At 72.7% G+C, this 26,847-nt stretch carries 23 protein-coding genes; 19 read left to right on the forward strand and 4 right to left on the reverse strand.

Going from position 1 to position 26,847, the window contains the following annotated elements; all coding sequences use genetic code 11:
- Positions 1-2: 2 nt before the first annotated feature.
- The gene (locus tag N866_RS06350) at positions 3-827 is read right to left on the reverse strand and encodes an alpha/beta hydrolase family protein (protein ID WP_216699381.1); all 825 of its coding nucleotides are present in this window, start codon (positions 825-827) and stop codon (positions 3-5) included.
- A gap of 380 nt (positions 828-1,207) precedes the next feature.
- On the opposite strand from N866_RS06350, the gene N866_RS06355 reads away from it, so the two are divergent.
- The 11 genes from N866_RS06355 to mmsB all read left to right on the forward strand — a co-directional run bounded on the left by N866_RS06355 (position 1,208) and on the right by mmsB (position 14,242).
- Positions 1,208-1,930, forward strand: a complete 723-nt coding sequence (locus tag N866_RS06355) for an ABC transporter ATP-binding protein (RefSeq protein WP_034224266.1) — start codon at positions 1,208-1,210, stop codon at positions 1,928-1,930.
- Complete coding sequence (locus N866_RS06360; RefSeq protein ID WP_245612401.1) at positions 1,927-2,778, forward strand: ABC transporter permease; 852 nt, start codon at positions 1,927-1,929, stop codon at positions 2,776-2,778. Before N866_RS06355 ends, N866_RS06360 begins: the two co-directional genes overlap by 4 nt.
- A 153-nt stretch (positions 2,779-2,931) precedes the next feature.
- A complete protein-coding gene (locus tag N866_RS06365) occupies positions 2,932-3,756 on the forward strand; it encodes a hypothetical protein (RefSeq protein ID WP_155855231.1) in 825 nt (274 codons plus the stop codon).
- Positions 3,757-3,793: 37 nt separating this feature from the next.
- Positions 3,794-4,615, forward strand: a complete 822-nt coding sequence (proC, locus tag N866_RS06370) for a pyrroline-5-carboxylate reductase (protein WP_034224272.1) — start codon at positions 3,794-3,796, stop codon at positions 4,613-4,615.
- Positions 4,612-5,691 carry a LacI family DNA-binding transcriptional regulator gene (locus tag N866_RS06375; RefSeq protein ID WP_342668387.1) on the forward strand — a complete coding sequence of 360 codons (1,080 nt, stop codon included), beginning with the start codon at positions 4,612-4,614 and terminating at the stop codon, positions 5,689-5,691. Before proC ends, N866_RS06375 begins: the two co-directional genes overlap by 4 nt.
- Before the next feature lie 131 nt (positions 5,692-5,822).
- A complete protein-coding gene (locus N866_RS06380; protein WP_034224274.1) occupies positions 5,823-7,454 on the forward strand; it encodes a xylulokinase in 1,632 nt (543 codons plus the stop codon).
- A 2-nt stretch (positions 7,455-7,456) separates the two neighbouring features.
- On the forward strand, positions 7,457-8,185 hold the full coding sequence (locus N866_RS06385) for an L-ribulose-5-phosphate 4-epimerase (protein WP_052022485.1): 729 nt from the start codon (positions 7,457-7,459) through the stop codon (positions 8,183-8,185).
- Positions 8,182-9,690, forward strand: a complete 1,509-nt coding sequence (gene araA / locus N866_RS06390; RefSeq protein ID WP_034224276.1) for an L-arabinose isomerase — start codon at positions 8,182-8,184, stop codon at positions 9,688-9,690. Before N866_RS06385 ends, araA begins: the two co-directional genes overlap by 4 nt.
- A gap of 542 nt (positions 9,691-10,232) precedes the next feature.
- Positions 10,233-11,417 carry a multiple monosaccharide ABC transporter substrate-binding protein gene (gene chvE, locus N866_RS06395; RefSeq protein ID WP_034224278.1) on the forward strand — a complete coding sequence of 395 codons (1,185 nt, stop codon included), beginning with the start codon at positions 10,233-10,235 and terminating at the stop codon, positions 11,415-11,417.
- A 96-nt stretch (positions 11,418-11,513) separates the two neighbouring features.
- Positions 11,514-13,061, forward strand: a complete 1,548-nt coding sequence (gene mmsA / locus N866_RS06400) for a multiple monosaccharide ABC transporter ATP-binding protein (RefSeq protein WP_034224281.1) — start codon at positions 11,514-11,516, stop codon at positions 13,059-13,061.
- Complete coding sequence (gene mmsB, locus N866_RS06405; RefSeq protein WP_034224283.1) at positions 13,058-14,242, forward strand: multiple monosaccharide ABC transporter permease; 1,185 nt, start codon at positions 13,058-13,060, stop codon at positions 14,240-14,242. The genes mmsA and mmsB overlap by 4 nt, the downstream gene beginning before the upstream one ends.
- Positions 14,243-14,327: 85 nt before the next feature.
- On the opposite strand, the gene N866_RS06410 is transcribed toward mmsB, so the two are convergent.
- Both N866_RS06410 and N866_RS06415 read right to left on the reverse strand, forming a co-directional pair.
- Positions 14,328-15,011, reverse strand: coding sequence for a potassium channel family protein (locus N866_RS06410; protein ID WP_034224304.1), 684 nt, complete (start codon positions 15,009-15,011; stop codon positions 14,328-14,330).
- A 100-nt stretch (positions 15,012-15,111) separates the two neighbouring features.
- Entirely contained in the window at positions 15,112-16,464 is a 1,353-nt protein-coding gene (locus N866_RS06415) for a TrkH family potassium uptake protein (protein ID WP_034224307.1), read from the reverse strand.
- Between the two features lie 165 nt (positions 16,465-16,629).
- Here N866_RS06415 and N866_RS06420 point away from each other — a divergent pair, with 165 nt between their 5' ends.
- The 3 genes from N866_RS06420 to N866_RS20355 all read left to right on the forward strand — a co-directional run bounded on the left by N866_RS06420 (position 16,630) and on the right by N866_RS20355 (position 18,431).
- The gene (locus N866_RS06420) at positions 16,630-17,811 is read left to right on the forward strand and encodes an acetoin utilization protein AcuC (protein WP_034224286.1); all 1,182 of its coding nucleotides are present in this window, start codon (positions 16,630-16,632) and stop codon (positions 17,809-17,811) included.
- Between the two features lie 111 nt (positions 17,812-17,922).
- On the forward strand, positions 17,923-18,189 hold the full coding sequence (locus tag N866_RS06425; protein WP_034224288.1) for a helix-turn-helix domain-containing protein: 267 nt from the start codon (positions 17,923-17,925) through the stop codon (positions 18,187-18,189).
- A 143-nt stretch (positions 18,190-18,332) separates the two neighbouring features.
- Positions 18,333-18,431, forward strand: a complete 99-nt coding sequence (locus N866_RS20355; RefSeq protein WP_003792170.1) for a 30S ribosomal protein bS22 — start codon at positions 18,333-18,335, stop codon at positions 18,429-18,431.
- 201 nt (positions 18,432-18,632) lie between these two features.
- On the opposite strand, the gene N866_RS19785 is transcribed toward N866_RS20355, so the two are convergent.
- Positions 18,633-20,120 (reverse strand): HNH endonuclease signature motif containing protein, encoded by a 1,488-nt coding sequence (locus N866_RS19785; RefSeq protein ID WP_155855232.1) that lies wholly within the window; start codon positions 20,118-20,120, stop codon positions 18,633-18,635.
- A gap of 313 nt (positions 20,121-20,433) precedes the next feature.
- On the opposite strand from N866_RS19785, the gene N866_RS06435 reads away from it, so the two are divergent.
- From N866_RS06435 to arfA, 5 genes are all read left to right on the forward strand, one after another.
- Complete coding sequence (locus N866_RS06435) at positions 20,434-21,465, forward strand: LacI family DNA-binding transcriptional regulator (RefSeq protein WP_052022486.1); 1,032 nt, start codon at positions 20,434-20,436, stop codon at positions 21,463-21,465.
- Between the two features lie 323 nt (positions 21,466-21,788).
- Positions 21,789-23,180, forward strand: coding sequence for an ABC transporter substrate-binding protein (locus N866_RS06440; protein WP_052022482.1), 1,392 nt, complete (start codon positions 21,789-21,791; stop codon positions 23,178-23,180).
- 59 nt (positions 23,181-23,239) lie between these two features.
- Positions 23,240-24,187, forward strand: coding sequence for a carbohydrate ABC transporter permease (locus N866_RS06445; RefSeq protein WP_052022483.1), 948 nt, complete (start codon positions 23,240-23,242; stop codon positions 24,185-24,187).
- A complete protein-coding gene (locus N866_RS06450; protein WP_081802391.1) occupies positions 24,187-25,137 on the forward strand; it encodes a carbohydrate ABC transporter permease in 951 nt (316 codons plus the stop codon). Before N866_RS06445 ends, N866_RS06450 begins: the two co-directional genes overlap by 1 nt.
- Before the next feature lie 94 nt (positions 25,138-25,231).
- Complete coding sequence (arfA, locus tag N866_RS06455) at positions 25,232-26,740, forward strand: arabinosylfuranosidase ArfA (protein ID WP_034224291.1); 1,509 nt, start codon at positions 25,232-25,234, stop codon at positions 26,738-26,740.
- Positions 26,741-26,847: the final 107 nt, after the last annotated feature.

The following is a 26,847-nucleotide window of genomic DNA, read 5'->3' on the forward strand; positions in this document are numbered from 1 at the left end:
CCTCAGACGCTCGCGAGCCAGGCCCGGACCGCGGCCCAGCAGGCGCTCGCGGGGTCGAGGTGCTCCATGTGGCCCTCATCGGGCACGACCTCGAGGCGGGCGTCGTCCCCCGCGGCCCGGGCGGCCGCGACGTACGCCTCGGACTGCCCCGGCGGCACGACGTCGTCCTCCGCGCCGGTCAGGGCGAGGAGGGGCACCGCGGTCGGGAGGAGCGCTGCGGGGGAGGCGTGCGACCAGCGCTCGGGCTCCTCCTCCGGCCCCGCACCGAGGAGGTCGGTCACGGCGCCTCGGCCGACGCCCTCGCGCGCCGCGGCGGCGAGGTCGAGCACCCCGGCCTGCGCGCAGACCGCCACGGGCCGCACCCTCGGCCCGGCGCCCGGCGCGCCGTCGGGCAGGACGTGCCTCGCGGCCAGCCACGCGGCGAGGGTCCCGCCGGCCGAGTGGCCGACCGCGACGAGCCGGTCCAGCGGCAGGGACGTCACGTCCGGCAGGCAGTCGACGGCCGCGGCCACGTCGGTGAACGTCACGGGCCACCCGCCCCCGTCGCCGACGGGGCGGTACTCCACGTTCCACACCGCCCAGCCCGCAGCGACCAGGTCGGCGACGACCGCGTCCTGGAGGGACCGGTCGTACGCGGCGCGCCAGAACCCGCCGTGCACGAGGACGACGACGCCCCGGGGTGCACCGGCGGACGGCACCCACAGGTCGGCGACCTGGCGGTGGTGCTCGCCGTACCGGTGGGTCAGGGTCGGTCGTGGGCTCGTGGTGCGCTCCGGTGGGGTCTGCTGGGGACGGGTCAGGACGCGACCCAGCCTGGCACGGAGCACGGAGCACGGAGCACGGAGCACGGGGCAAGGAGCGCGGAGCACGCAGCTCGCAGCTCGGAGCGCGTCGAGGTCCAGGGTCAGGACGAGGTCCCCCGACCAGGCCAACACCCGAACCCCGACCAGGACCCCCGACCCTTGCCCGCCCGCCCGCGGGGGACGACGGTCGCAGCATGGCCCGGCACACGCGCGAGAGCCCGTCGCGGGAGCAGCACCCGGCGGACCGCCCCGCAGCGCCCGACCAGGGAGCGCCCGACCAGGGAGCGCCTGACCCGGGGGCGCCTGACCCAGCAGCGCCCGACCCGGCAGCGCCTGACCCCGCAGCGCCCGACCCGGCCACGCCTGACCAGGCCACGCCTGACCCGGCGCCGCCGAGCCCGGCCGTGCGCGCCCGCGGCCTGCGGATCGTGCGGGGCGGCCGGCGCGGCGTCGTCGTCGTCGACGGCCTCGACCTGGAGGTGCTGGCCGCCCAGGTCGTCGGCCTCCTCGGTCCCAGCGGCGGGGGGAAGACGTCCCTGCTGCGCGCGATCGTCGGTGTCCAGCAGGACGTGTCCGGGACCCTGGAGGTGCTGGGGCTGCCCGCGGGCGACCCCCGTCTGCGGCGGCGCATCGGGTACATGACGCAGTCGCCGAGCGTCTACGCGGACCTCACCGTGCGGGAGAACCTGCGCTACTTCGCCCGCGTCGTCGGGCTCGGCGCGGACGTCCGGGAGGACCGCGTCTCCCGCGTGCTGCACGACGTGGACCTCCACCGGCTCTCGGGCCGGGCGGTGGGCGGGCTGTCGGGCGGGGAGCGGGCCAGGACGTCGCTGGCGATCGCCCTGCTCGGGCAGCCCGACCTGCTCGTCCTCGACGAGCCGACCGTGGGCCTCGACCCTGTCCTTCGGCGTGACCTCTGGGCGCTGTTCCACGGGCTCGCCGCGAACGGCGCGTCGCTGCTCGTGTCGAGCCACGTCATGGACGAGGCCGAGCGGTGCGACCGCCTGCTGCTCCTGCACGGGGGACGCGTCCTGGCGGACAGCACGCCCGCCGCGATGCTCGCAGCGACGGGCACCGCCACGGCCGAGGCAGCCTTCCTCGCGCTCGTCGAGGGAGGTGCCCGGTGACCGTGCCGACGGGGCAGCCGACGGGGCAGCCGATGGGGCAGCCGATGGGGCAGCCGACGGGGCAGCCGACGGGGCAGCCGACGGGGCAGCCGACCGTGCTGCGGACCCCGTTGCCGACCGTGCTGCCGACCGTGCTGCCCACCGCTCTCCGCGTGCTGCGCCAGGTACGGCACGACCACCGGACGATCGCGGTGCTTGTCGGGCTCCCCTGCGTCGTCCTCGGGCTCGTGGCCTGGATGTTCTCCGGCACGGACGTCCTGGACCGGTTCGGCCCGGTGCTGCTCGGGCTGTTCCCGGTCATCGTCATGTTCCTCGTCACCAGCGTGGCGACCCTGCGCGAGCGCCAGTCGGGGACGCTGGAGCGGCTCATGGCCGGGCCCGCGCGCCGGGGCGACGTCGTCGTCGGCTACGCGTTGGCCTTCGCCCTCGTGGGCAGCGCGCAGGCCGTCGTCCTCACCGCGTTCACGGTCCTGGTCTGCCGCATGGACGTCACGGGCGACCTCGGCGGCGTGGTGCTCGTGGCCGTCCTCGACGCTGTGCTGGGCACCGCGCTGGGCCTTGCCGCCTCCGCCGTCGCGCGCACGGAGTTCCAGGCCGTGCAGATGATGCCGCTCGTCCTGTTCCCCCAGCTCGTGACCGCGGGGCTGTTCCTGCCCCGGGACCAGATGCCGGCCGTGCTGGAGGCCGTCTCGCGTGCCATGCCGCTGACGTACGGGATCGACGCCCTCCAGGACCTCGCCGCGGGCGCGTCGCTCGGTGACGTCACCGGTGCCGTGGGTGCCGTGGTGGCGTTCATCGTGGGCGCCCTGGTCGTCGGGACCCTCACGCTCCGCCGGCGCACGCCCTGACGAGCGCCACCGACGAGCCCCACCGACGAGCGCTGCCGGCGTGCGACACCGGCGCGCGACCCCGACGTCACGACGAGGACGACCGGCGGGCCGCCGGGAGCGGACGGCGGTCAGCGCCTAGGCTCTCGGGGACGTCACGGGCAGGAGACGAGGATGGCTGACCACACCCGCGGACCCGCGGGACCCCCGGCGGACGGGGCGGCAGGAGCAGGTTCGAGCACCGGCGCCGGGGCGATGCCCGGCACGACCGGCGCACCCGCAGGCAGGCCCGCAGACGGGCCCGGTGGCCGCGGACGGCTGTGGGCGGTGCTGGCGGCCGTCCTCGTCGTCGTCGGGGTCGTGGTCGCGGTGCTGTTCGTCGTGAACCGGCCCGACGACGCCCCGGCACCGGAGCCGCCCCCGCAGGCGGAGACGGTCACCCTCCCCGTTCCCACCCCGACGGTCGAGCCCGTCGCCCTGCCCGAGGGGGCGTCCGCGTTCCTGACGTCCCTGCCGGAGGAGGTGCTCGCCTTCGCGCGCACCGAGGTGGCCGAGGAGCCGGCGCTCCTGGCGGACGGGGCGCTCGAGGCCTACCGCCTCGTCTACGACGACGGCGGCCGGCAGATCGTCGCGACGGCCGGTCAGTGGCGCGACGCCGCCGCGGTCGAGCAGCGGTTCGACGCGGTGGTCGCGGCCGAGGCCCAGGCGGCGGGCGTGCCCGTCGAGGAGGCCGGCGCCGCCGAGGACCCCGCCGAGGAGCCCGCCGACGGCACGGCGGCGCCGACGGGGTCCGCGCCGCCGGAGAGCCCGGAGGCGCCCGCGGCGCCGCGTCTGGAGCAGGGCTTCGTCGAGGTCGACGGCCAGCAGGTCGGCCGGTTCCTCCAGCTCACGCGGACCGACGGCACCGGGTCGCTCTGGTGGACGAACGGCACCGTGCTCCTGCGCCTGGACGGACCCGGCGACGCGCTGCGGGACGTCTACGCCGCGTTCCCCCTCTGACGGCCCACCCGGGCACCACCCACCACCAGGAGACGAGATGACGGACGTCACGAAGCTGGCACTGCTGGGCGGGGGCGTCATGGGCGAGGCGGTCCTCGCCGCCGTCGTGCGCGCCGGTGTCCCGGCCGACGGCGTCACGGTGTGCGAGAAGCGCGCCGAGCGCGCGGCCGAGCTGGAGCGGGCCCACGGCGTGCGGACGACGCCCGACGCCGCCGAGGCGGTGCGGGAGGCGCAGGTCGTCGTCGTCGCGGTGAAGCCCGGTGACGTGGGCGGGGTGCTCGGCGAGATCTCCCCCGCGCTCGCGGACGGCGCCCTGGTGATGAGCGTCGCGGCAGGGCTCACGACGGCGTTCTACGAGCGGCTCCTGCCGGAGGGCACGCCGGTGCTCCGCGTCATGCCGAACACCCCCGCGCTCGTGGGCGCGGGCGCCAGCGCGGTCGCCCCGGGTGCGGCGGCGACGGCGGACCACGTGGCGACCGGCACCGCGCTGCTGGCGGCCACCGGGCTCGTGGTGGCGGTCGCCGAGAAGGACATGGATGCCGTCACGGCGATCTCGGGCTCGGGGCCCGCGTACGTGTTCGCGCTCGTGGACGCCCTTGCCGAGGCCGGGGTGCTGCTCGGCCTGACCCGCGACCGCGCCCTGGAGCTCGCGACGGCGACCTTCCGCGGCGCCGTGGCGCTCCTGGACGAGACCGGCGACCACCCGGTGCTGCTGCGCGAGCGCGTGACCTCGCCCGGGGGGACGACCGCCGCCGGGCTGCGCCAGCTCGACGCCCACGGGGTCCGGGCGGCCGTCGTCGCGGCGGCGGAGGCGGCGCGCGACCGGTCGCGCTCCCTCAGCGCGGAGCTCGAGGGGTGACCGAGGCCCCCGACCCGGGAGGTCGCGACCGCGCCGGCGTCCTCACGCCCGACCCGGCCCGGCGGGCCGAGGGGCGCCAGCCGTCGATGAGCGACGTCGCCGCACGCGCGGGCGTGTCCCACCAGACGGTGTCGCGGGTGCTCAACGCGCACCCGTCGGTCCGGGAGGAGACCCGGCGCCTCGTCCTCGCCGCCATCGAGGAGCTCGGCTACCGGCGCAACGCCGCGGCGCGCGCCCTGGTGACGCGACGGACGGCCACGATCGGCGTGGTGACCTCGGGATCGGCGCTGTTCGGCCCCACGAGCACGCTCATCGCCGTGGAGAACGCGGCGCGGGACGCCGGCTACTTCGTCAGCGTCGCGACGGCCGCGCGGTGGGACACCGAGATCCTCACGCGGGCGCTCGAGCACTTCATGATGCAGAGCGTCGACGGCGTCGTCGTCATCGCGGCGCACGACGAGGCGGTGCGGGCGGTGCGCGCCTTCGACTCGCCGGTGCCGGTCGTCATGGTCGGGCCGAAGGAGGCGCCGGGCACCGGGGTGCACGCCGTGACCTTCGACCAGTACGGCGGCGCGCGGCTGGCCACGCGGCATCTCGTGGAGCTCGGGCACCGCGAGGTGGTGCACGTGTCCGGGCCGCTCAACTGGCTCGACGCCCGGGAGCGCGCCCTCGGGTGGCGGCACGAGCTCCGCGCGGCGGGCCTGCGGGCGGTGCCCGCCGTGGCCGCCGACTCCTGGAGCGCCGACCGGGGCTACGAGGTCGGCCTGGACCTGCTGCGGGAGGGTCTGCCGAGCGCGGTGTTCACCGCGAACGACCAGCTCGCGCTGGGGTTGCTGCGCGCGTTCGCGGAGGCCGGCGTGCGGGTGCCCGACGACGTGTCGGTGGTGGGGTTCGACGACGTCGACGGGTCCGCGAACTTCTACCCGCCGCTGACGACGGTCCGGCAGGAGTTCGGCGAGCTGGGCGGGCGGTGTTTGCGGATGCTGCTCGACCTCCTCGCCGGGGAGGCGGTCGACCCGGTGGTCGTGGAGGCGAGGCTGGTGGTCCGCGCCAGCACCGGCGCGCCCCGCGCCTGACGTCCGGCGGGTCGGTCGCCGGAGGACGCCCGTCACCCGTGCGGCGCCTTGACAGGCTGCGCGATGTTAGCGCTAACATCCGAACCGACGGGTCCGCACCGCGGGCCTACGCACGGGTGCGAGGAGCGGCGATGGGTCCGTACCAGGAGAGCCGCGCGCGCGACGAGGTCACGGCCGGGCGGGCCGTGCTCGGCATCGAGCTCGGGTCCACCCGGATCAAGGCCGTCCTCGTCGCCCGCGACGGCAGCACGCTCGCCGCCGGCGGCCACGACTGGGAGAACCAGCTCGTCGACGGCCGCTGGACCTACTCCCTGGACGCCGTCTGGGCCGGTCTGCAGGGCTGCGTGGCGGCGCTCCGGGCCGACGTCGAGCGGCGGTACGGCGTCCCGCTCACCGACCTGGGTGCCCTCGGCGTCTCGGCGATGATGCACGGCTACCTCGCCTTCGACGCCGCCGGCGACCTCCTCGTCCCGTTCCGGACGTGGCGCAACACGAGCACCGGACCGGCCGCGGCCGAGCTGACCGAGCTCCTCGGGCACAACATCCCGCTGCGCTGGTCCGTCGCGCACCTGTACCAGGCCGTGCTCGACGACGAGCCGCACGTGGACGACGTCGCCCTCATCACCACCCTGGCCGGGTACGTGCACCAGCGGCTCACGGGGGAGACGGTCCTCGGCGTGGGGGACGCGTCGGGCATGTTCCCGATCGACCCCGCCACGCGCGACTACGACGCCCGGATGCTGGCGGCCGCCGACGCGCTGCTCGCCGAGCGCCGTCCCGGGCTGCGGCTCGGCGCCGTCCTGCCGCGGGTGCTCGTCGCCGGCCAGGAGGCCGGTCGACTCACCGCGGAGGGTGCGGCGCTGCTGGACCCGACCGGGGGACTCCGGCCCGGCGCACCGCTGTGCCCGCCGGAGGGCGATGCCGGCACCGGCATGGTCGCCACGAACGCCGTCGCGCCGCGGACCGGGAACGTCAGCGTCGGGACGAGCGTGTTCGCGATGGTCGTGCTGGAGCGACCGCTCGCTCAGGTTCACCACGAGCTCGACGTCGTCACGACGCCGGCCGGCGACCTCGTCGCGATGGTCCACTGCAACAACGGCGCGAGCGAGCTCGGCGCCTGGGCGGAGGTCTTCGGTCGGTTCGCCGAGGTGCTGGGCGCCTCGGCCGACCCCGACGCCGTCTTCGGGGCGCTCCTGCGGGAGGCGCTCGAGGGCGAGCCCGACGCGGGTGGTGTCGTCGCCTACAACTACCTCGCGGGAGAGCCCATCACGGGCCTGACCGAGGGCCGCCCGCTGATCCTGCGGACGCCCGACAGCCGGCTCACGCTCGCCAACGTCGTGCGCGCCCAGGTGTACGGGGTCTTCGGCACGCTGAGCCTCGGGATGCGCGTCCTGACCGCCGAGGGGGTCGAGCTCGACGGGCTCTCCGCCCACGGCGGCCTCTTCCGGACGGCGGGGGTGGCCCAGCGGCTCCTGGCCGCGGCGGTCGGCGCTCCGGTGTCCGTGGCCCGGACCGCCTCCGAGGGCGGCGCGTGGGGCATGGCGGTGCTCGCCGCGTACCTGGAGGTGGCCGGCGAGCGGGACCTGCGGTCCTACCTCGACGACGTGCTCTTCGCGGACGCTGAGGTCGACGTGGTCGACCCGGACCCCACGGACGTCGCCGGGTACGCGGTCTTCCTCGAGCGGTACACCGCCGGCCTCGCGGCCGAGCGGGCGGCGGCGGAGTCGGTGCGGGGCGCGGGCGCCGCGGGAGGAGGGCTGTGACGGTGGTCGAGGGTCTGGCGGCGTACGGGGTCGAGGTGCGCGAGGAGGTCGAGCGCGTCCGGGAGGTCGTCGCGCGGCTCCACGCGGAGCTCCCGCGCTGGGGGCTCGTCGTGTGGACGGCCGGCAACATCTCGCAGCGGCTCACGACGGCGGACCTGTTCGTCATCAAGCCGAGCGGCGTCACCTACGACGCCCTCACCCCGGAGGCCATGGTCGTGTGCGACCTCGACGGGGTGCTCGTCGACGGCGACCGGTCGCCGTCCTCGGACACGGCTGCGCACGCGTACGTGTACAAGCACATGCCGCACGTCGGCGGCGTCGTCCACACCCACTCCACGTACGCGACGGCCTGGTCCGCGCGGGCGGAGGAGATCCCCTGCGTGCTGACGATGATGGCCGACGAGTTCGGCGGGCCGATCCCCATCGGGCCGTTCGCCCTCATCGGCGACGACTCGATCGGCCGCGGGATCGTCGAGACGCTCCGCGCCTCGCGCAGCCGCGCCGTCCTCATGCAGAACCACGGACCGTTCACCATCGGGCGCGACGGCCTCGACGCCGTCAAGGCCGCGGTCATGGTCGAGGAGGTCGCGCGCACGGTGCACGTCGCCCGCGAGCTCGGCCCCCTCGTCCCGATCCCGCAGCGTGACATCGACTCGCTGTACGCCCGCTACCAGCACGTCTACGGACAGGGCGACTCCGCGCCCGTCCTCACCGAGGAGGGCCTCGCATGACCAAGCCGTACGCGGACCGTGAGGTCTGGTTCCTCACGGGCAGCCAGGACCTCTACGGCGAGGAGACGCTGCGGCAGGTCGCCGAGCAGTCGCAGGCGATCGCGCGCGCGCTCGACGACGCCGACGTCGTCCCGTCGAAGGTCGTGTGGAAGCCGGTGCTCAAGGACCGCGACGCGATCCACCGCATGGCCCTGGAGGCCAACGCCGACCCCGCCTGCATCGGCGTCGTCGCGTGGATGCACACGTTCTCGCCGGCCAAGATGTGGATCGTCGGGCTCGACGCGCTGCGGACCCCGCTGCTGCACCTGCACACGCAGGCGAACGTCGAGCTGCCGTGGGCGACGATCGACTTCGACTTCATGAACCTCAACCAGGCCGCGCACGGCGACCGGGAGTTCGGGTACATCCAGTCCCGGCTCGGTGTGGCGCGCAAGACGGTGGTCGGCCACGTCTCCCACCCCGTCGTGCAGGCGAAGGTCGGCGCGTGGGTCCGGGCGGCCGCCGGGTGGGACGCGGTGCGCACCCTGCGCCTGGCCCGCTTCGGCGACAACATGCGCAACGTCGCGGTGACCGAGGGCGACAAGACCGAGGCGGAGCTGCGGTTCGGCGTCTCGGTCAACACGTGGGGCGTCAACGACCTGGTGGCGGCGGTGGACGCGGTGCAGGACGCCGCCGTCGACGCGCTGGTGGCCGAGTACGAGGAGCTGTACGACGTCGTCCCGGAGCTCCGGGCCGGCGGGGAGCGTCACGACTCGCTGCGCTACGGCGCCCGGCAGGAGCTCGCGCTCCTGGACCTGCTCGGCAGCATCGGCGCGATGGCGTTCACCACGACCTTCGAGGACCTCGGCGCGCTGCGGCAGCTCCCGGGGCTCGCGGTCCAGCGCCTCATGGCCGCCGGCTACGGCTTCGGCGCCGAGGGCGACTGGAAGACGGCGATCCTGGTCCGGGCCGCCAAGGTCATGGGCGCGGGCCTCCCGGGCGGGGCCTCGCTCATGGAGGACTACACCTACGACCTGACGCCGGGCGACGAGAAGATCCTGGGCGCGCACATGCTCGAGATCTGCCCGAGCCTGACGACGTCGCGGCCGTCCCTGCAGATCCACCCGCTGGGCATCGGCGGCAAGGAGGACCCGGTCCGCCTGGTCTTCGACACCGACCCGGGGCCGGGCGTCGTCGTCGCGATGTCGGACCTGCGCGAGCGCTTCCGCCTGGTCGCCAACGTGGTCGAGGTCGTGCCGGCCGACGCCGAGCTCCCGCACCTGCCCGTCGCGCGCGCGGTGTGGAAGCCGCAGCCGGACTTCGCGACGTCGGCCGAGGCGTGGCTCATGGCCGGCGCCGCGCACCACACGGTGCTGACGACGCAGGTCGGGCTGGAGGTCGTCGAGGACTTCGCGGACATCGCCCGGACGGAGCTCCTCGCCATCGACGCCGGGACGACGTCGCGCGGGTTCGCCAAGGAGCTGCGCTGGAACCAGGCCTGGTACCGCCTGGCCCAGGGGATGTGAGCGCCGGGGTCGGCGGCAGGACGGAGGAGGGAACGGGACCGGTCCGGGTGACCCGGGCGACACCGGCACGGGAATGGCGTCCGTCGATTCCGCGGCGCCCGTTCCTTGACCACATTCTGCATTCCGTCGAAAGGCGACGGTAAAAGGACGGCAACATCACGACCGGGGAGCGGTCGCCCGGCGTTGCATGCACGATTGTATCCGTCTGACCTGCGACGACGCACTGATCTGGGACCTTTGGCCATCGATCGGTGCACATTTCGAGCCGTTATGCATTCGCAATCGAAAAGGGCTTCCCGGCGGTTGACGGGGGGGCGACGGGACCGCGAAGGTATGAAAGTGCTCGGGTGGGTCACCCGAGGAGCGGTGGTGAGCCGCGGGCGACGTCGCCCGCGGGCCCGTCGGGCCCGGTGACCCGGCTGCGCGCGGGGGTGGGCCAGCGCAGGGCCACGAACACGCCTGACCGGTCGACGACCGGCAGGTCGCCAGGGCCGGTCGGACGACCTGTCCGCTGCAACAGCAGTGATCTCGAGGAGGAGAGAATGCGCACGAGGAAGATCGCCGCAGTCGCGGCAGGTCTGACGCTCGCGATGACCGTGGCCGCCTGTGGCGGCGAGGGTGCGGGCGACACCGGGACCGACACCGGCACCGACACGGGCACCGAGGAGACCGCAGAGGAGGAGGGTGGCGCCGAGGAGGGTGGCCTCATCGGTGTCGCGATGCCGACCCAGACGTCCGAGCGGTGGATCGCCGACGGCGAGGCCGTGAAGGCGGGCCTGGAGGAGGCCGGCTACGAGGTCGACCTGCAGTTCGCGGGCGACGACATCCCCGTCCAGCAGCAGCAGATCGACCAGATGATCACCAAGGGCGCCGCGGCGCTCATCATCGCTGCGATCGACGGCACCGCGATCTCGGGCCAGCTCGAGGCCGCTGCGGCCGCGGGCATCCCGGTCATCTCCTACGACCGCCTGATCCGTGACAGCGAGAACGTGGACTTCTACGTCACGTTCGACAACTACCAGGTCGGCGTCCAGCAGGCGACGTCGCTGCTGGTCGGCCTGGGCATCATGGACGCCGAGGGCAACGAGACGGACGTCGCCGGTCCGTTCAACATCGAGCTCTTCGCCGGCTCGCTGGACGACAACAACGCCTTCTTCTTCTTCGAGGGCGCCATGTCGATCCTGCAGCCGTACATCGACTCCGGTGTGCTCGTGGTGAAGTCCGGCCAGACGGACATCGAGCAGGTCGCGACCCTGCGGTGGCAGCAGGAGACGGCCCAGAAGCGCATGGAGGACCTGCTGACCTCCACGTACAACGACGGCTCGAAGGTCAACGGCGTGCTGTCGCCGTACGACGGCCTCTCGCGCGGCATCATCACGGCCCTGCAGAACGCGGGCTACGGGCCGGGCATCGACGCCGGCATGCCGATCGTCACCGGTCAGGACGCGGAGATCGCCTCGGTCAAGCTCATCGCCGACGGCGTGCAGTTCTCCACGATCTTCAAGGACACCCGGAAGCTCGCGGCCCAGGCCGTCGTCGCTGCCGAGGCGTACCTGGCGGGCGAGGAGCCCGAGGCGAACGACACCGAGACGTACGACAACGGCGTGAAGGTCGTCCCGTCGTACCTGCTCGAGTCGGACATCGTCTACGCGGACAACATCACCGAGCTGCTCGTCGACTCCGGCTACTGGAGCGAGGCAGAGGTCGAGTCCGGCGTCGCCGAGTGATCTGACGACGCACGTCGTGCCGGTCCGGTGGGGGACGACCCCACCGGACCGGCACGCACCGTCCGTGGCCACCGAGAGACGAGGGACTGAGGCCGCATGAGCACGAACATCTTGGAGATGCGCTCCATCACCAAGACGTTCCCGGGCGTGAAGGCGCTCCAGGACGTCACGCTGGAGGTACGGCGCGGCGAGATCCACGCCATCTGCGGGGAGAACGGCGCGGGCAAGTCGACCCTCATGAAGGTCCTGTCCGGGGTCTACCCCCACGGCACGTACGAGGGCGACATCGTCTTCGACGGGGAGACGGTCTCGTTCGGCTCGATCAACGACAGCGAGCACAAGGGCATCGTCATCATCCACCAGGAGCTGGCGCTGGTGCCCTACGCCTCGGTGGCCGAGAACATCTTCCTCGGCAACGAGCAGCGCGGGGCCGGCGGCCTCATCGACTGGAACAAGACCAACCACATGGCGGCCGCCCTGCTCGCCCGGGTCGGCCTCAAGGAGAACCCGACGACGCCGGTGGGCTTCCTCGGCGTCGGCAAGCAGCAGCTCATCGAGATCGCCAAGGCGCTGTCGAAGGACGTCAGGCTGCTGATCCTCGACGAGCCGACCGCGGCCCTGAACGACTCCGACTCGGAGCACCTGCTCGATCTGCTGCGGGAGCTCCAGCGCGAGGGCATCACCTCGATCATGATCTCCCACAAGCTCAACGAGATCGCCGAGATCGCGGACCGCACGACGATCATCCGGGACGGTCGCACGATCGAGACGCTGGACATGTCGGCCCCCACGGCGACCCAGGACCGGATCATCAAGGGCATGGTCGGCCGCGACCTGGAGCACCGGTACCCGGAGCGGACGCCCCAGATCGGCGAGGAGATGCTCCGCGTCGAGGACTGGACGGTCCACCACCCGACGCAGGCCGACCGCCTCGTCGTCGACGGTGCCAGCTTCACCGTGCGTGCCGGCGAGGTCGTCGGCATCGCCGGGCTCATGGGCGCCGGCCGGACCGAGCTCGCGATGAGCCTCTTCGGGCACAGCTACGGCCGCAACATCACCGGTCGCGTCTACAAGCGCGGCGAGGAGATCCACATGCGGACCGTGAGCGAGGCGATCGGCCACGGCATCGCCTACGCGACGGAGGACCGCAAGAAGTACGGCCTGAACCTCATCGAGGACATCAAGCGCAACATCTCGGCGGCAGGCCTGCACAAGATGTCGCGCCGCGGCTGGGTGAACGACAACGAGGAGCTCAAGGTCGCCGAGGAGTACCGGGCGAGCCTGAACATCAAGACGCCGAGCGTGCTCGCCGTCGTCGGGAAGCTCTCCGGCGGCAACCAGCAGAAGGTCGTCCTGTCGAAGTGGATCTACACCGACGCGGACGTCCTCATCCTCGACGAGCCGACGCGAGGCATCGACGTCGGCGCGAAGTACGAGATCTACACCATCATCAACCGGCTGGTCGCCGCGGGGAAGGCCGTCGTCGTCATCTCCTCCGAGCTGCCCGAGCTCCTCGGGATCTGCGACCGCATCTACACCCTCGCCTTCGGGCGCATCACGGGCCAGGTGCCGGTCGCCCAGGCCACCCAGGAACGGCTCATGGAGCTCATGACCATGGAGAAGGAAACGGACAAGGTGCAATGACCGGTATCGCGAGCATCCGGGAGCTCATGACCCGGAACGTCAGGCAGAGCGGCATCTACATCGCCTTCGTGGTGATCGTCGCCCTGTTCACGTTCATCACCGACGGGTTGCTCCTCAACCCCAACAACCTCTCGAACCTCGTCCTGCAGTACTCCTACATCCTCATCCTGGCGATCGGCATGGTCATCGTGATCATCGCCGGCCACATCGACCTGTCGGTCGGCTCCGTGGTCGCGGTGACGGGTGCCATCTCGGCCACGATCGTCATCAAGAACGGCCTGCCGTGGTGGATGGGCGTCCTGGCGGCGCTCGCCGCCGGGCTCGTCATCGGGGCGTGGCAGGGCTTCTGGGTGGCGTTCGTCGGGATCCCTGCGTTCATCGTGACCCTCGCGGGCATGCTCCTGTTCCGCGGCCTGACGCTGCTCATCCTCGACAACATCTCGCTGTCGCCGTTCGGGCAGCCCTACACGACGATCGCGGCGGGCTTCCAGAACGGCCTGCTCGGGGGCCCCGGCTACGACGTGTTCACGCTCGTCGTCTTCGGCGTCGCCGTCGCGGCCTACGCGTTCAGCCAGTGGCGGGCGCGGCGCGGCCGGGTCGCCTACCAGCAGACCGTCGAGGCGTTCCCGCTCTTCGTGCTGAAGATCGTCATCGTCGGCGCCGTCGTCATGTGGTTCGCCTACCAGCTCGCGAGCAGCCGTGGCCTGCCGAACGTGCTGATCCTCCTGGCGTTCCTCATCGTCACGTACTCGCTCGTGACCAGCCGGACCGTCTTCGGCCGGCACGTCTACGCGATCGGCGGGAACCTCTCCGCGGCCCAGCTGTCCGGTGTGAAGGTGAAGTGGGTCAACTTCTTCATCTTCGTCAACATCGGCTTCCTGGCCTCGGTCGCCGGCGTCGTGTTCTCGTCCCGCTCGAACGCCGCGCAACCCGCGGCCGGCAACATGTTCGAGCTCGACGCCATCGCCGCCTGCTTCATCGGTGGTGCGGCCGTGACCGGCGGCGTCGGCAAGGTCACCGGCGCGATGGTCGGTGGTCTGATCATGGCCGTCATGAGCAACGGCATGCAGCTCATGGGTGTCGACCAGTCGGTGCAGCAGGTCGTCAAGGGCCTGGTCCTGCTCCTCGCGGTCGCGTTCGACGTGTGGAACAAGCGTCGGGCGGGCGCCGTCTCCCGCTGACGACGGGACGCTCCGGCACAGCGGACGTCCGACACGAAGGCCCGGCTCCCATGGGGGGCCGGGCCTTCGTGCTGGAAGGTGCGCGTCAGGGCCGCGCGGCGAACCGCTCGAGGAGCTCCGCGTGCCCGGACACCACGAGCAGGTCGTTGGCGGAGATCCGGGTCTCCTGCGTCGCGTAGACGAACTCCTCGCCGGGCGGCTTCACGCCGATCACGGTGACGCCGTACCGCTTGCGGATCTGGGACTGGCCGATGGTGAAGCCCTGCGTCTCCCGCGGCGGGCGCATCTTGACGATGGTGAAGCCGTCCTCGACCTCGATGTAGTCCAGCAGCTTGCCGGAGACGAGGTGGGCGACGCGGTTCCCGGCGTCGGCCTCGGGGAGCACGACGTGGTGCGCGCCGATGCGGTGCAGGATCCGTGCGTGCTCGTTGGAGATGGCCTTGGCCCAGATCTGCGGCGTGCCCAGGTCCACGAGGTTGCCCGTGATGAGCACACTCGCCTCGAGCGACGTGCCCACGCCGACGACGGCGACGCCGAAGTCGCGGGCGCCCAGCTGGATCAGCGCCTCGGGGTTGGACGCGTCGGCCTGCACCAGCGGGAAGCGGCCCGTGTACTGCTCGACGAGGTGGGCGTCCCGCTCGACGGCGAGCACGTCGTGGCCGAGCCGCTCGAGCGTGAGGGCGATGGCGGTGCCGAAGCGGCCCAGCCCGATGAGGAGCACGCCGGCGTCGCGCTCCTTCTCCTTGTTCTTCCCGCGGCCCCGGGCGATGACGCCGGCGGCGCGGTCGGCGAGCCCACCCGGGCCCGAGCCGAGGCCGGCGGGTCGAGGCACCTCGAGCCCGGTCGGGGGCTGGTCGTGGTCGAACGGGTCAGCCAATGATCGGCCTCTCCTCGGGGAACCGGATGACCCGACGGCGGTCGCGCAGCGCCAGGGCTGCGGCGACCGTCATGGTCCCGGTCCGGCCGATGAACATGAGCGCGGTGATGACGTACTTCCCGGAGTCCGGGAGCGTGGGCGTGATGCCCGTGGTCAACCCTACGGTCGCGAACGCCGAGATGACCTCGAAGAGCACGACGTCCAGGCGCAGGTTCGTGATCTCCAGCAGGATCAGGCTGGCGACGAGCACCGTGGTGGCCCCGATGAACGCGACCGCGATGGACAGCCGCAGCGTCTCGCGCGGGATGCGGCGACCGAACGCCTCGAGGTCGTGGTCGCCCCGGGCCTCGGCGAGGATCGCGAGCATGAGGACGGCGAGCGTCGTCACCCGAATGCCGCCGGCGGTGGACGCGCTGCCGCCGCCGACGAACATGAGCGCGTCGGTCAGGAGCCAGGTCGCCTCGTTCATCGCTCCGGTGTCGACGGTGCTGAACCCGCCGGACCGGGGCATGACGGAGGCGAAGATCGAGGCGAGGACCTTCGTCGGGCCGTCGAGGGGCCCGAACGTCTCCGGGTTGCGCCACTCGAAGGAGCCGATGGCCACGGCGCCGACGACGACGAGCAGGCTCGAGACCGTGAGCGTGAGCTTGGTGTGCAGGCTCCACCGGCGCGCGTCGGTGCGGCGGCGCGCCAGGTTGAGGATGACCGGGAAGCCGAGGGACCCGATGAAGACGCCGAGGATGATGGGCAGGCCCATCCACCAGTCGCCGACGTAGGGCATGAGGCCTTCCGGGGTCGAGACGAACCCGGCGTTGTTGAACGCGGAGACGGCGTAGAAGACGCCGTGCCAGACCGCGTCGCCCAGCGACTCGCCCAGGGTGAGGAAGCGGGGGATGAGCACCAGCGCGATGGCGGCCTCGAGGGTCAGCGAGGTGATGATGACGACGCGGACCAGCGAGCCGACCTCACCCAGCTGCGCGGTCTTCGTCTCGGACGCGGTGAGCAGACGCTGCGTCAGGCCGATGCGACGGGACACCGCCATCCCGAGGAGCGACGCGAGGGTCATGATCCCCAGGCCGCCGATCTTGATTGCGACGAGGATGACGGCCTGGCCGAACCCGGACCAGTACGTCGCGGTGTCCACCGTGACGAGCCCCGTGACGCAGACGGCCGACGTCGCCGTGAACAGCGCGTCGACGAACCGGGCGGACTGCTCCCCGGCCGTCGCCTGCGGCAGGAGCAGCAGTCCCGTGAAGACCGCGATGACGGTGGCGAAGACGGACAGCGCGAGCCGGGCGGGGTGGTGCCGGGCGAGGTTGTCGACCCACTCCCGCCCGACGAGCATCGGCCGCGGGATCTCCACGCGCGCCTCCGTCCGCTCCGTGACGGCGGGCGCCGTCGTCGACCACTCTGGCACCGGACGGTGGTTTCGCGCGGGATGTGACGCCGCGGTGGACGCGTCCGCGTGACGTGTGTCACGGGTGCGCCGTGCGGCGGGCTACGGTGAACCATGCTGACGCGGGTCGTGTGGTCCCCGGCGCTCCTCGGCTACGACTTCGGCCCAGGGCACCCGATGGCGCCGGTGCGCCTGGACCTGACGTTCCGCCTGGCCCGCGAGCTCGGTCTGCTGGACGCCGACGGCGTCGTGGTCGTGGGCGCGGAGCCCGCCACCGAGGAGGTCCTCGCCACGGCGCACGACCCCGCGTACGTGGCAGCCGTGCAGCAGGCGTCCGCCACCGGGCGGCCCGACCCGGCGCACGGGCTGGGCACGGCGGACGACCCCTGCTTCCCGGGCATGCACGAGGCGGCGGCCCGCATCGTGGCGGGCTCGGTGGAGGCGGCGGACGCGGTGTGGTCCGGCGAGGTGCTGCACGCGGTGAACATCGCCGGCGGGATGCACCACGCGAGGCGGTCGACCGCGGCGGGGTTCTGCATCTACAACGACGCCGTGGCAGCGATCCGGCGCCTGCTCGAGGCCGGGGCGGAGCGCGTGGCGTACGTCGACCTGGACGCGCACCACGGCGACGGCGTCGAGGCGGCCTTCTGGGACGACCCGCGCGTGCTCACCGTGTCCGTCCACGAGACCGGGCTGACCCTCTTCCCCGGGACGGGCCACGCGACCGACGTCGGCGGTCCGCACGCGCGAGGGACGGTCGTCAACGTGGCCCTGCCGGCGGGCACGTCGGACACGCGGTGGCTGCGCGCGGTGGACGCCGTCGCCGTCGCGGTCGTCCGGGCGTTCGCCCCGGACGTCCTCGTGACCCAGCACGGCTGCGACGCGCACGGGATGGACCCCCTCACGCACCTCGACGTCTCGGTCGACGCCCAGCGGGCCGCGATGGAGCGGGTCCACGAGCTCGCGCACGACGTGTGCGGGGGGCGGTGGCTGGCTCTCGGGGGTGGCGGCTACGCGATCACGCAGGTGGTGCCCCGGATGTGGTCGCACCTGCTGGGGATCGCGGCGCACGCGCCGGTGGCTGTGGACACCGCCGTGCCGGACGGCTTTGCGGAGCACGTCCGGGAGATCACCTCCGGCGGGGAGGCGCCGTCGACCATGGGCGACGGGCGGGAGGCGCGGGAGCCGCGGCCGTGGAGCGAGGGGTACGACCCCTCCGACGACGTCGACCGGGTGATCCTCGCGGCGCGGCGGGCGGTCTTCGAGTGGCACGACCTCGACCCGCTCTACGACTAGTCACTCCTGTCACCCGTTCCACCTCTTTCACACGCGTCCCACCAGCCCCTAGGCTTCGTGCGACGCCGCCGACCGGGGCGTCAGCAGGGTCGTGGGAGAGATCGAGGCAGCATGTCCAGTGGGCCGGAGCAGCCTCGCCTGCGCTACCTGACAGTGGCCGAGGTCGCGGACGTCATGCGGGTGTCGCGCATGACCGTGTACCGCCTCGTCCATGGTGGTGAGCTTCCCGCGGTGCGGGTCGGCCGGTCCTTCCGGGTGCCGCAGGACGCGCTGGACGCCTACCTCGCCGCGTCGTCGACCGAGCTCCACACCGGCCAGAACACCGGCCGGAGCAGCGGGCTGGACGGCGAGAGCCGGCAGGACCGGCTCAGCTCCTGACGGCGGTGTGACCGGAGCCCAGGAGACCCCATCACCGCGGACGCGGTACAGTGAGCGACGGACTTTCCCTAGCTCGGGGCAGTGCCAGGGCCTTGCGGCCCCGGACGGATCCCGGTGACCCGACCAAGAACCTGTGAGGACCCGTGGGCTCCGTCATCAAGAAGCGCCGCAAGCGCATGGCCAAGAAGAAGCACCGCAAGCTGCTGCGCAAGACGCGTCACCAGCGTCGCAACAAGAAGTGAGCTGAGCCGCCCCAGGCGGCTCTGACGCCCAGGCCCGGTCGCCCAGCGACCGGGCCTGTCGTCGTTGGCCGACGGGTCGTCGACCGGGGAGGGCGCGACGGAGCGCACACCAGAACCGGGCGAGGGCGCGACGGTTCGCATCAGAACCGGGCGCGCGCGCGACGGAGCTCACCAGAACCGGGCGCGGCGCGATAGATCGCATCAGAACGGCGGATCACCCGCGGGCGGGCCATCGCGCTCCCCGGCGTCGTGGGCGCCTCCCGCGCGTCGCCGCGCGGCCGGTGGTCCCTGAGCGTGGTCACCGGGTGGGAGGACGGGCGCTCTGCTGTACGGCTTGCCCGCTCTGGAGGTCCAGACGGTGATGCCTGTCGCGGCGTCGCGGCGCGGTGCCCACCCGCCGTGGGTCTTGAGGTTGTGGTGGTGGCGGCACAGGGCGGCGAGGTTGCTGCGGCAGGTCTGCTCCGCTGCGTCGCGGGAGCCGTCGAACGGGATGGTGTGGTCCAGGTCGCAGGTGCTCGCCGCCACGCGGCACCCGGGGAAGGTGCAGGTGACGTCGCGTGCGACGACCGCGGCACGGAGCGCGTCCGGTGGCCGGTAGCGGCTGCCCGGCTGCTCGAGCGCCTCGCCAGTGACGGGGTCTGTCCGCTGGAAGTGCCACGCGGCCTCGCGAGCGAGCTGCCGAGCCGCGTCAGGCAGGACCGGCCCGTACCCGTCCAGCTCCGCGGGGCTGTTCGAGGCACCGGCGAGCGCGTCGGCGCTGACCGTGATCGACAGCTTCACGGCACGCTGTCTGCGCCGGCGTGACCGGCCGTCGGGGGCGGGGCCGCGCAGGACGCGCCCGCCCTCCAGGACGTCGGCGAGGACGTCGACGAGGGCGTCGGCACGGCGGGCGTCGATGCCGCGAGGGTCGTCAGGGTCGGCGATGGCAGCGATCGTGTCCAGGCCCCGCATGACGCGGACGGCGTCCACCGCGGGCAGGAACGCGCTGATGGTGGCCATGCAGTCGCCGGACGGCTCCATGACCACGCACCGGTCCCGACGCGCCTGCTCGTGGCGTGCCTGGGCGGCCTCTGGGTCGATCTCCAGGACGGCGCGCCGAGCCGCGGCACTGAGCTGAGGTGCGGTCATCAGTGGCGCGTCGGGCAGCAACCGGTCGTGGACCTCGCGGGCCTGCTCGCCCGTCAGGGTGCCGGTGTCCCGCAGCAGGACGTCGGCCTTGCGGACCGACACCAGGCCCTCGCGCAGCGCGTCGTGGACCTCGGGCGCCTCGCCGAGTGCGATGGCCCGGTCCATGAGGACCCGCGCGGCTCGCCCGGAGGCGCCCAGCGTTCCGGCGACCTCGTCCAGCAGGCCCTTCTGCGCCCACGTCGACCCCGCGGACCGCCGGTGGAGCTCCTGCAGCACCCTCGCCTGTCCGGCGGCGACCCACGCGGCCAGCCGGTCCCACGCGCCGACCGCCTCCAGGAGGTCCTCGCTCGGGGCGTCCGCGACGGCCAGGTGGTCCAGCGCGTCGACCAGCGCCGGGCCGGGACGGGCGGCGGCGAGCCGGGCCGCGACCGGATGGTTGAGGGCCCACCGCACCGCGATCTCCTGTGCCGGGATGGACCGCCCTGCGTGGGAGCGCGCGAACGCCAGCGCGGCCGCCACGTCGTCCTCCGCGGTCCGCTCCACCAGCACTCGATCGAACATGTGTACGACCCTAAGGTCGACCACCGACATGACGTCCCGCCGTCGGCATGACCGCCGACACGACCGCAGCGCCTGGGCGCCTCCGCCGGACGGTGCGGGGTAGCCCGTGGCCCGGCGGCCCGGGGGCCTCGCGGCCCGCCTCGCCTGCCTCGCCTCGCCCCCGCCTCGCCAGCTTCGGCGACTGCACGCCTGCTCCGCCTCGCCTGCTCCGCCTCGCCTGCTCCACTGCGACTGCCTGCCCTGCTCTACAACGTTGTAGGATCGCCGCCGTCCAGCAACGCGACGAGCCGAGCGCGACTCCCGGGAGGTGATCGTGGCCGCGACCATGCAGGACGTCGCGCGGCGTGCCGGCGTGTCGGTCAAGACCGTCTCGAACGTCGTCAACGGGTACCCGCACATCCGGCCCGCGACCCGGGACCGCGTGCTGACCGCGATCGCTGAGCTGGATTACCAGATCAACCTCACCGCGCGGAACCTCCGCACCGGACGGACGGGTATCATCGGCCTGGCGGTGCCGGAGCTGAGCCTGCCCTACTTCGCCGAGCTCGCCGACTCGGTCATCGAGGCCGCCGAGTCCGAGGGGCTCACCGTGATCATCGAGCAGCACGGCGGCCGCCGTGAGCGCGAGGTGGAAATCCTGACGGGTTCCCGGCGCCACCTCACGGACGGCCTCATCTACAGCCCGCTGGCCCTGGGGCCCGGCGACGAGCGGCTCCTCGACGTCCCCTACCCCCTCGTCCTCCTGGGTGAGCGGATCTTCCACGGCCCGGTGGACCACGTGACGATGCGGAACACGGACGCGGCGCGGGCCGCGACCGAGTACCTCCTCGGCCTGGGCCGGCGCCGGATCGCCGCCGTCGGCGTCCACCCCGGGGAGGAGGTCGGCTCGGCAGCCCTCCGGCTGGACGGCTACCGCGCGGCCCTCGACGCCGCGGGCGTGCGGCCGGACCCCGCGCTGGAGGGCGAGGCCGGCCTGTGGCACCGCAGGACGGGTGCGGAGGCGATGGCCGAGGTCCTGGACCGCGGCGCACGGCCGGACGCCGTCTTCGCCTTCAACGACGCCCTCGCCCTCGGGGCCATGCACGAGCTGCAGGTGCGCGGCCTCCGCGTGCCGGAGGACGTCGCGGTCGTCGGTTTCGACGCGATCGACGAGGGCCGGTACTCCAACCCGACCCTCACGACGGTCGACCCGGGCCGGGAAGAGATCGCCCGGACGGCCGTGCGCCTGCTGCACGGGCGCACCCGCGGTGCCGCCGGGGAGCCCCAGCGGGTCGCGCCGCCCTTCGGCATCCTCGTCGGGGGCTCGACGGAGCCGGGTCGGGAGCGGTCCGCGTCCGAGCCCTGACCGGTCGCCGTCCGGTCCCGGCGGGGCGTCCTCCTCGAGGTCGAGCGGAGCTCATCGCGCCGATCCATGGTCGGCGGCCACCGATCACCACCCGGCCCCCGCGGTTCTCCGCCCTGCGTCCAAGACCATTCGGTCGTTGACCTGGCGCGACGCCGGCACATCCTCCTGGACCCCGTCCCGCTCCCGATGTGAGCGCTAACATTCACACCCTCAGACCTCTTGACGGCAGTTCTACATCGATGCAATCATCTCTACATCGATGTAGAACGCCTGAGCGTCGCGGGCCCCGATGCCCCCGCCAGGTCGGATCAAGGAGGATTCGCATGCTCGGCAACACCCCAGTGCGTCGCCGCCGCGGCGCGACCGCCGTCGTCGGGCTCGGCCTCGTCGCCACCCTGTCGGCGTGCGGCGGCGGAGACGGCACCGCAGAGGCGGGCGCAGGCTCGGGAGGCTCGGGCGCCAGCAGCGGCTCGTGCACGAACAGCATCAAGGTCGACGACGCCCCCCAGGTCTCCGTGTGGGCCTGGTACCCCGCGTTCGAGCAGGTCGTCGACCACTTCAACGACACCCACGACGACGTCCAGATCTGCTGGACCAACGCCGGCCAGGGCGCCGACGAGTACACCGCGTTCTCGACCGCGATCGAGGCCGGCTCCGGCGCGCCTGACGTGATCATGCTCGAGGCCGAGGTGCTCTCGACGTTCACGATCCGCGACGCGCTCGTCGACCTCTCCGAGTACGGCGTGGGCGACCTCGAGGACCAGTTCACCGAGGGCGCCTGGAGCGACGTGACGAACGGCGACGCGATCTACGCGGTCCCCGTCGACGGCGGGCCGATGGGCATGCTCTACCGCGAGGACATCTTCACCGAGTACGGCGTCGAGGTCCCGACCACGTGGGAGGAGTTCGCCGCAGCCGGTCAGCAGCTCAAGGACGCCGGCTACGAGGGCTACATCACCAACTTCCCGACGAACGGCAACGCGTTCATCCACGCGCTCATGGCCCAGAAGGGCTGGGCGCCGTTCACGTACGACGCCGCCGCGCCCACCGAGATCGGCATCGACGTCGACACCCCCGAGGCGCAGGAGGTCCTGTCCTACTGGGAGGGCCTGGTCGACCAGGGCCTGGTCTCGACCGACGAGGCGTTCACGGCCGACTACAACACGAGCCTCGTGGACGGCACCTACGCCGTCTACCTCGCCGCCGCCTGGGGCCCCGGCTACCTCCAGGGCCTGTCCGACGCCGACGAGGGCGCCACGTGGCGCGCGGCGCCCATCCCCCAGTGGGAGGGCGAGGAGCCGACGCAGATCAACTGGGGTGGCTCGACCTTCGCCGTGACCGCCCAGGCCGACGACCCCGAGCTCTCCGCCCGCGTCGCCCAGGAGATCTTCGGGACCGACGAGTCGTGGGAGATCGGCATCGGCGAGGCGGCGCTGTTCCCGCTGTGGCGCCCGGTCCTGGAGTCCGACGGCTTCGCGAGCCGCGAGTACGAGTTCTTCGACGGCCAGCAGATCCAGAAGGACGTCTTCCTCGACGCGGCCTCGGGCTACCCCGGCTTCACGTTCGCGCCGTTCCAGACGTACGTCTACGACCAGCAGACGCAGCAGCTCTTCGCCATGGTCGAGGGACAGGTCGACGCCGCCGGCGCCCTGAGCGCCTTCGAGAAGAGCCTGGTGGACTACGCCACCGGGCAGGGCTTCACCGTCACCGAGTGACCGCGGGCCGGGCCGGACGGCACACCGTCCGGCCCGGCCCCCCACCCCTGGAGTCAACGATGACCACCTCCACGGTCACCCCGCCCGCGGCCGGTACCCGGCAGGGCGCGACGCACCACCGCGGCAGCCGGATCGAGCACAACCGTCAGCGCTGGGGCTGGTTCTTCCTCACCCCGTTCGCGGTGATCTTCCTCGTCTTCCTCGTCGCCCCGCTGGGGTACGCGTTCTGGATGAGCCTGCACACCAAGACGCTGGCGGCGGGGGAGTCCTTCACCGGCATCGCGAACTACCAGCGGGCCTTCTCCGACCCGCTGTTCCTCGAGGGCCTGCTGCGCGTCGGGAAGTTCGTCGCCGTGATGGTGCCGATCCAGATCGGCGTCGCGCTCGCCGCGGCCCTCGTCCTGGACACCCTCGCCACGCGGCTGTCGAAGTTCTCGCGCCTCATGATCTTCGCCCCCTACGCCATCCCCGGGATGATCGGCGCGCTCATGTGGGGCTTCCTCTACAGCCCGCGCTTCGGACCGGCGTCGGACCTCTTCGAGCTCGTCGGCGCCACCGCCCCGAACTTCCTCGGCACCGGCACCGTGTTCGGGAGCCTCGTCAACATCGTGACCTGGCAGTGGTCGGGCTACTACATGATCATCATCTTCGCCGCGCTCCGCGGCATCGACCCGGCGATCTACGAGGCGGCGCGCATCGACGGCGCCACCGGCTGGCAGACGGCGGTCCGGATCAAGGTCCCGATGATCGCCTCCGCGCTGGTCATGGTCGTGATCTTCTCGCTCATCGGCACGCTCCAGTTCTTCACCGAGCCCGCCGTCCTGCGCACCGTCGCCCCCGGCGCGATCCCCGCCGACTACACGCCGAACATGTACGCCTTCTCCCTGGCGTTCGCGTACAGCCAGTTCAACTACGCGTCGACCATCGCGTTCGCGCTGGGGATCGTCGTCTTCGTCTTCTCGTACGTGTTCCTGTACCTGACCCGCAAGAAGAGCGGACTGAAGTGATGAGCGTCCAGACGGCCGGCGGCTCCGCCGGCGCCCCGCAGACCACCCTGAGCAGCCGACGTCGGCCGCAGCGCCCCGCGAGCGAGGCCGCCGGCCGGGGGCCGCGCACCTCACGGATCGGGTCGCACCTCTTCCTGCTCGCCCTGGTCCTGTACTTCATCACCCCGCTGTGGTGGCTCGTCGTCGCGAGCACCAAGAGCAACTCCGGCCTGTTCGTGGGGTCCGGCGGCCCGCTCTGGTTCAACGACGAGATCAACATCCTGCAGAACCTGCGCGACCTGAGCAGCTACCAGGGCGGCATCTACTGGACGTGGCTGGGCAACTCGTTCCTCTACGCGATGTCCGCCGGCGTCGGGGCGACCGTGCTCGCGCTGCTCGCCGGGTACGGCTTCGCGAAGTACCGGTTCCGCGGCCGCAACCTCTCGTTCGCCCTGCTCCTGGGCAGCGTCATGGTGCCGCTGACGGCGCTCGTCATCCCGACCTTCGTGCTCCTGGCCGAGTTCCAGCTCGTCAACACCCGCTGGGCCGTGATCCTGCCGTCCCTGCTCAGCCCGCTGGGCGTCTACCTCATCCGCGTCTACGCCCAGGACGTCGTGCCCGACGAGATGCTCGACGCCGGACGCGTGGACGGGGCCGGGGAGCTGCGGCTCTTCCTCCAGGTGGCGCTCCCGCTGCTGCGGCCGGCGATCGTCACCGTCCTCCTGCTGTCCGTCGTGGCGACGTGGAACAACTACTTCCTCGCCCTCGCGATGCTGCGGGACCCGCAGCTGCTGCCCATCACGGTCGGCCTCGACAACTGGCAGGCGCTGTCCAACGCCGGCGCGGGCGGCGAGCAGGTCTGGAACCTCATCGTCACCGGCGCGTTCGTCTCGATCCTGCCGCTGATCGTCGCCTTCCTCGCGCTGCAGCGGTACTGGCAGGGCGGCCTGACCCTCGGCGCCATCAAATGACCGCCGTCGCCCCCTGATCGACGCGCGCCTGCCCGCACGGGCGGCCCCGCGCACCTCCTCACCCGTTCGCACGACCCTCACCGAGAGGCCCCTCATGCTGCACGCGTCCCTGTCCCTCAGCCCGGCGTTCGTCGTCTCGCCGGTGCACCGCCGCACGTTCGGCTCGTTCGTCGAGCACCTCGGCCGCTGCGTCTACACCGGCATCCACGACCCCGAGCACCCGACGGCGGACGAGGACGGCTTCCGCAAGGACGTCGTGCAGGCGGTGCAGGAGCTGGGGGTCACGACGGTCCGGTACCCCGGCGGCAACTTCGTCTCCGGCTACCGCTGGGAGGACGGGATCGGCCCGGTGGACCGGCGGCCCGCACGGCTGGACCTGGCCTGGCACTCGACCGAGCCCAACACCGTCGGCGTCGACGAGTTCGTCCGCTGGTGCCGCAAGGCCGGCGTCGAGCCGATGATGGCCGTCAACCTCGGCACCCGGGGCGTCCAGGAGGCCCTCGACCTGCTCGAGTACTGCAACGTCGACGGCGGCACGCACTGGTCCGACCTCCGCCGGCAGCACGGGAGCCCGGAGCCGCACGGCATCACGATGTGGTGCCTCGGCAACGAGATGGACGGACCCTGGCAGATCGGTCACAAGACCGCCGAGGAGTACGGCCGGCTCGCCGCCGAGACGGCCCGCGCCATGCGCATGGTCCAGCCGGACCTCGAGCTCGTCGCGTGCGGCAGCTCCAGCTCGGCCATGCCGACCTTCGGGGAGTGGGAGCGCATCGTCCTCACCGAGGCCTACGAGCACGTCGACCACGTCTCCGCCCACGCCTACTACTTCGAGGAGGACGGCGACCTCGCCTCGTTCCTCGCCTCCGCGATGAACATGGACGCGTTCATCGACGACGTCGCCGCGACGGCCGACGCGGTGCGCGCCGCCCGCAAGCTGACCAAGCGCATCCACATCTCCTTCGACGAGTGGAACGTCTGGTACCAGCACGCGGCGCCGTCGGAGCCCCCGAAGGACAGCTGGCCGGTCGCCCCCGCGCTGCTGGAGGACCACTACAACGTGGCCGACGCCGTCGTCGTCGGGAACCTGCTCATCTCCCTCCTGCGGCACAGCGACCGGGTGCACGCCGCGAGCCTCGCCCAGCTGGTCAACGTCATCGCGCCGATCATGACCGAGCCCGGCGGCCGGCTGTGGCGGCAGACGACGTTCCACCCCTTCGCCCTCACCGCCCGCCACGCGGTGGGCGAGGTGCTCGCCGTCGAGCTCGCGTCGCCGACGCACGAGACGGCGAAGTTCGGCGAGACCCCGCTGCTGGACGCCGTCGCGACGCACGACGCCGAGACCGGCGACGTCGCCGTGTTCGTCGTCAACCGCTCGCTCTCCGACGACGCGACGCTCGAGGTCGACCTGCGTGCCTTCGGGGACCTCCGGGTCGCGGAGGCGCTGACCCTCGCCAACCCGGACGCGTACGCGCGGGCCACGGTCGACGACGACGCCTCGCTCGCCCCGGTGCCGAACACGTCGGCCACGGTGGACGGCGCCGCGGCGCGCGTCGTGCTGCCCCCGGTCTCCTGGACGATGCTGCGGCTGGTCCAGGCCTGAGCCGACCCGCGGGCGGGCGGGTCCGTCGAGCGCCCTCGCCCGCCCGTGGGTCGTCGTCGCGCCGGTGCAGGGGGCCGGCGCGCCGTCGTCGCCGGCTCTCGCCGGCC

This window comes from Actinotalea ferrariae CF5-4 (genome assembly GCF_000603945.1).
GTDB classification, from domain to species: domain Bacteria; phylum Actinomycetota; class Actinomycetes; order Actinomycetales; family Cellulomonadaceae; genus Actinotalea; species Actinotalea ferrariae.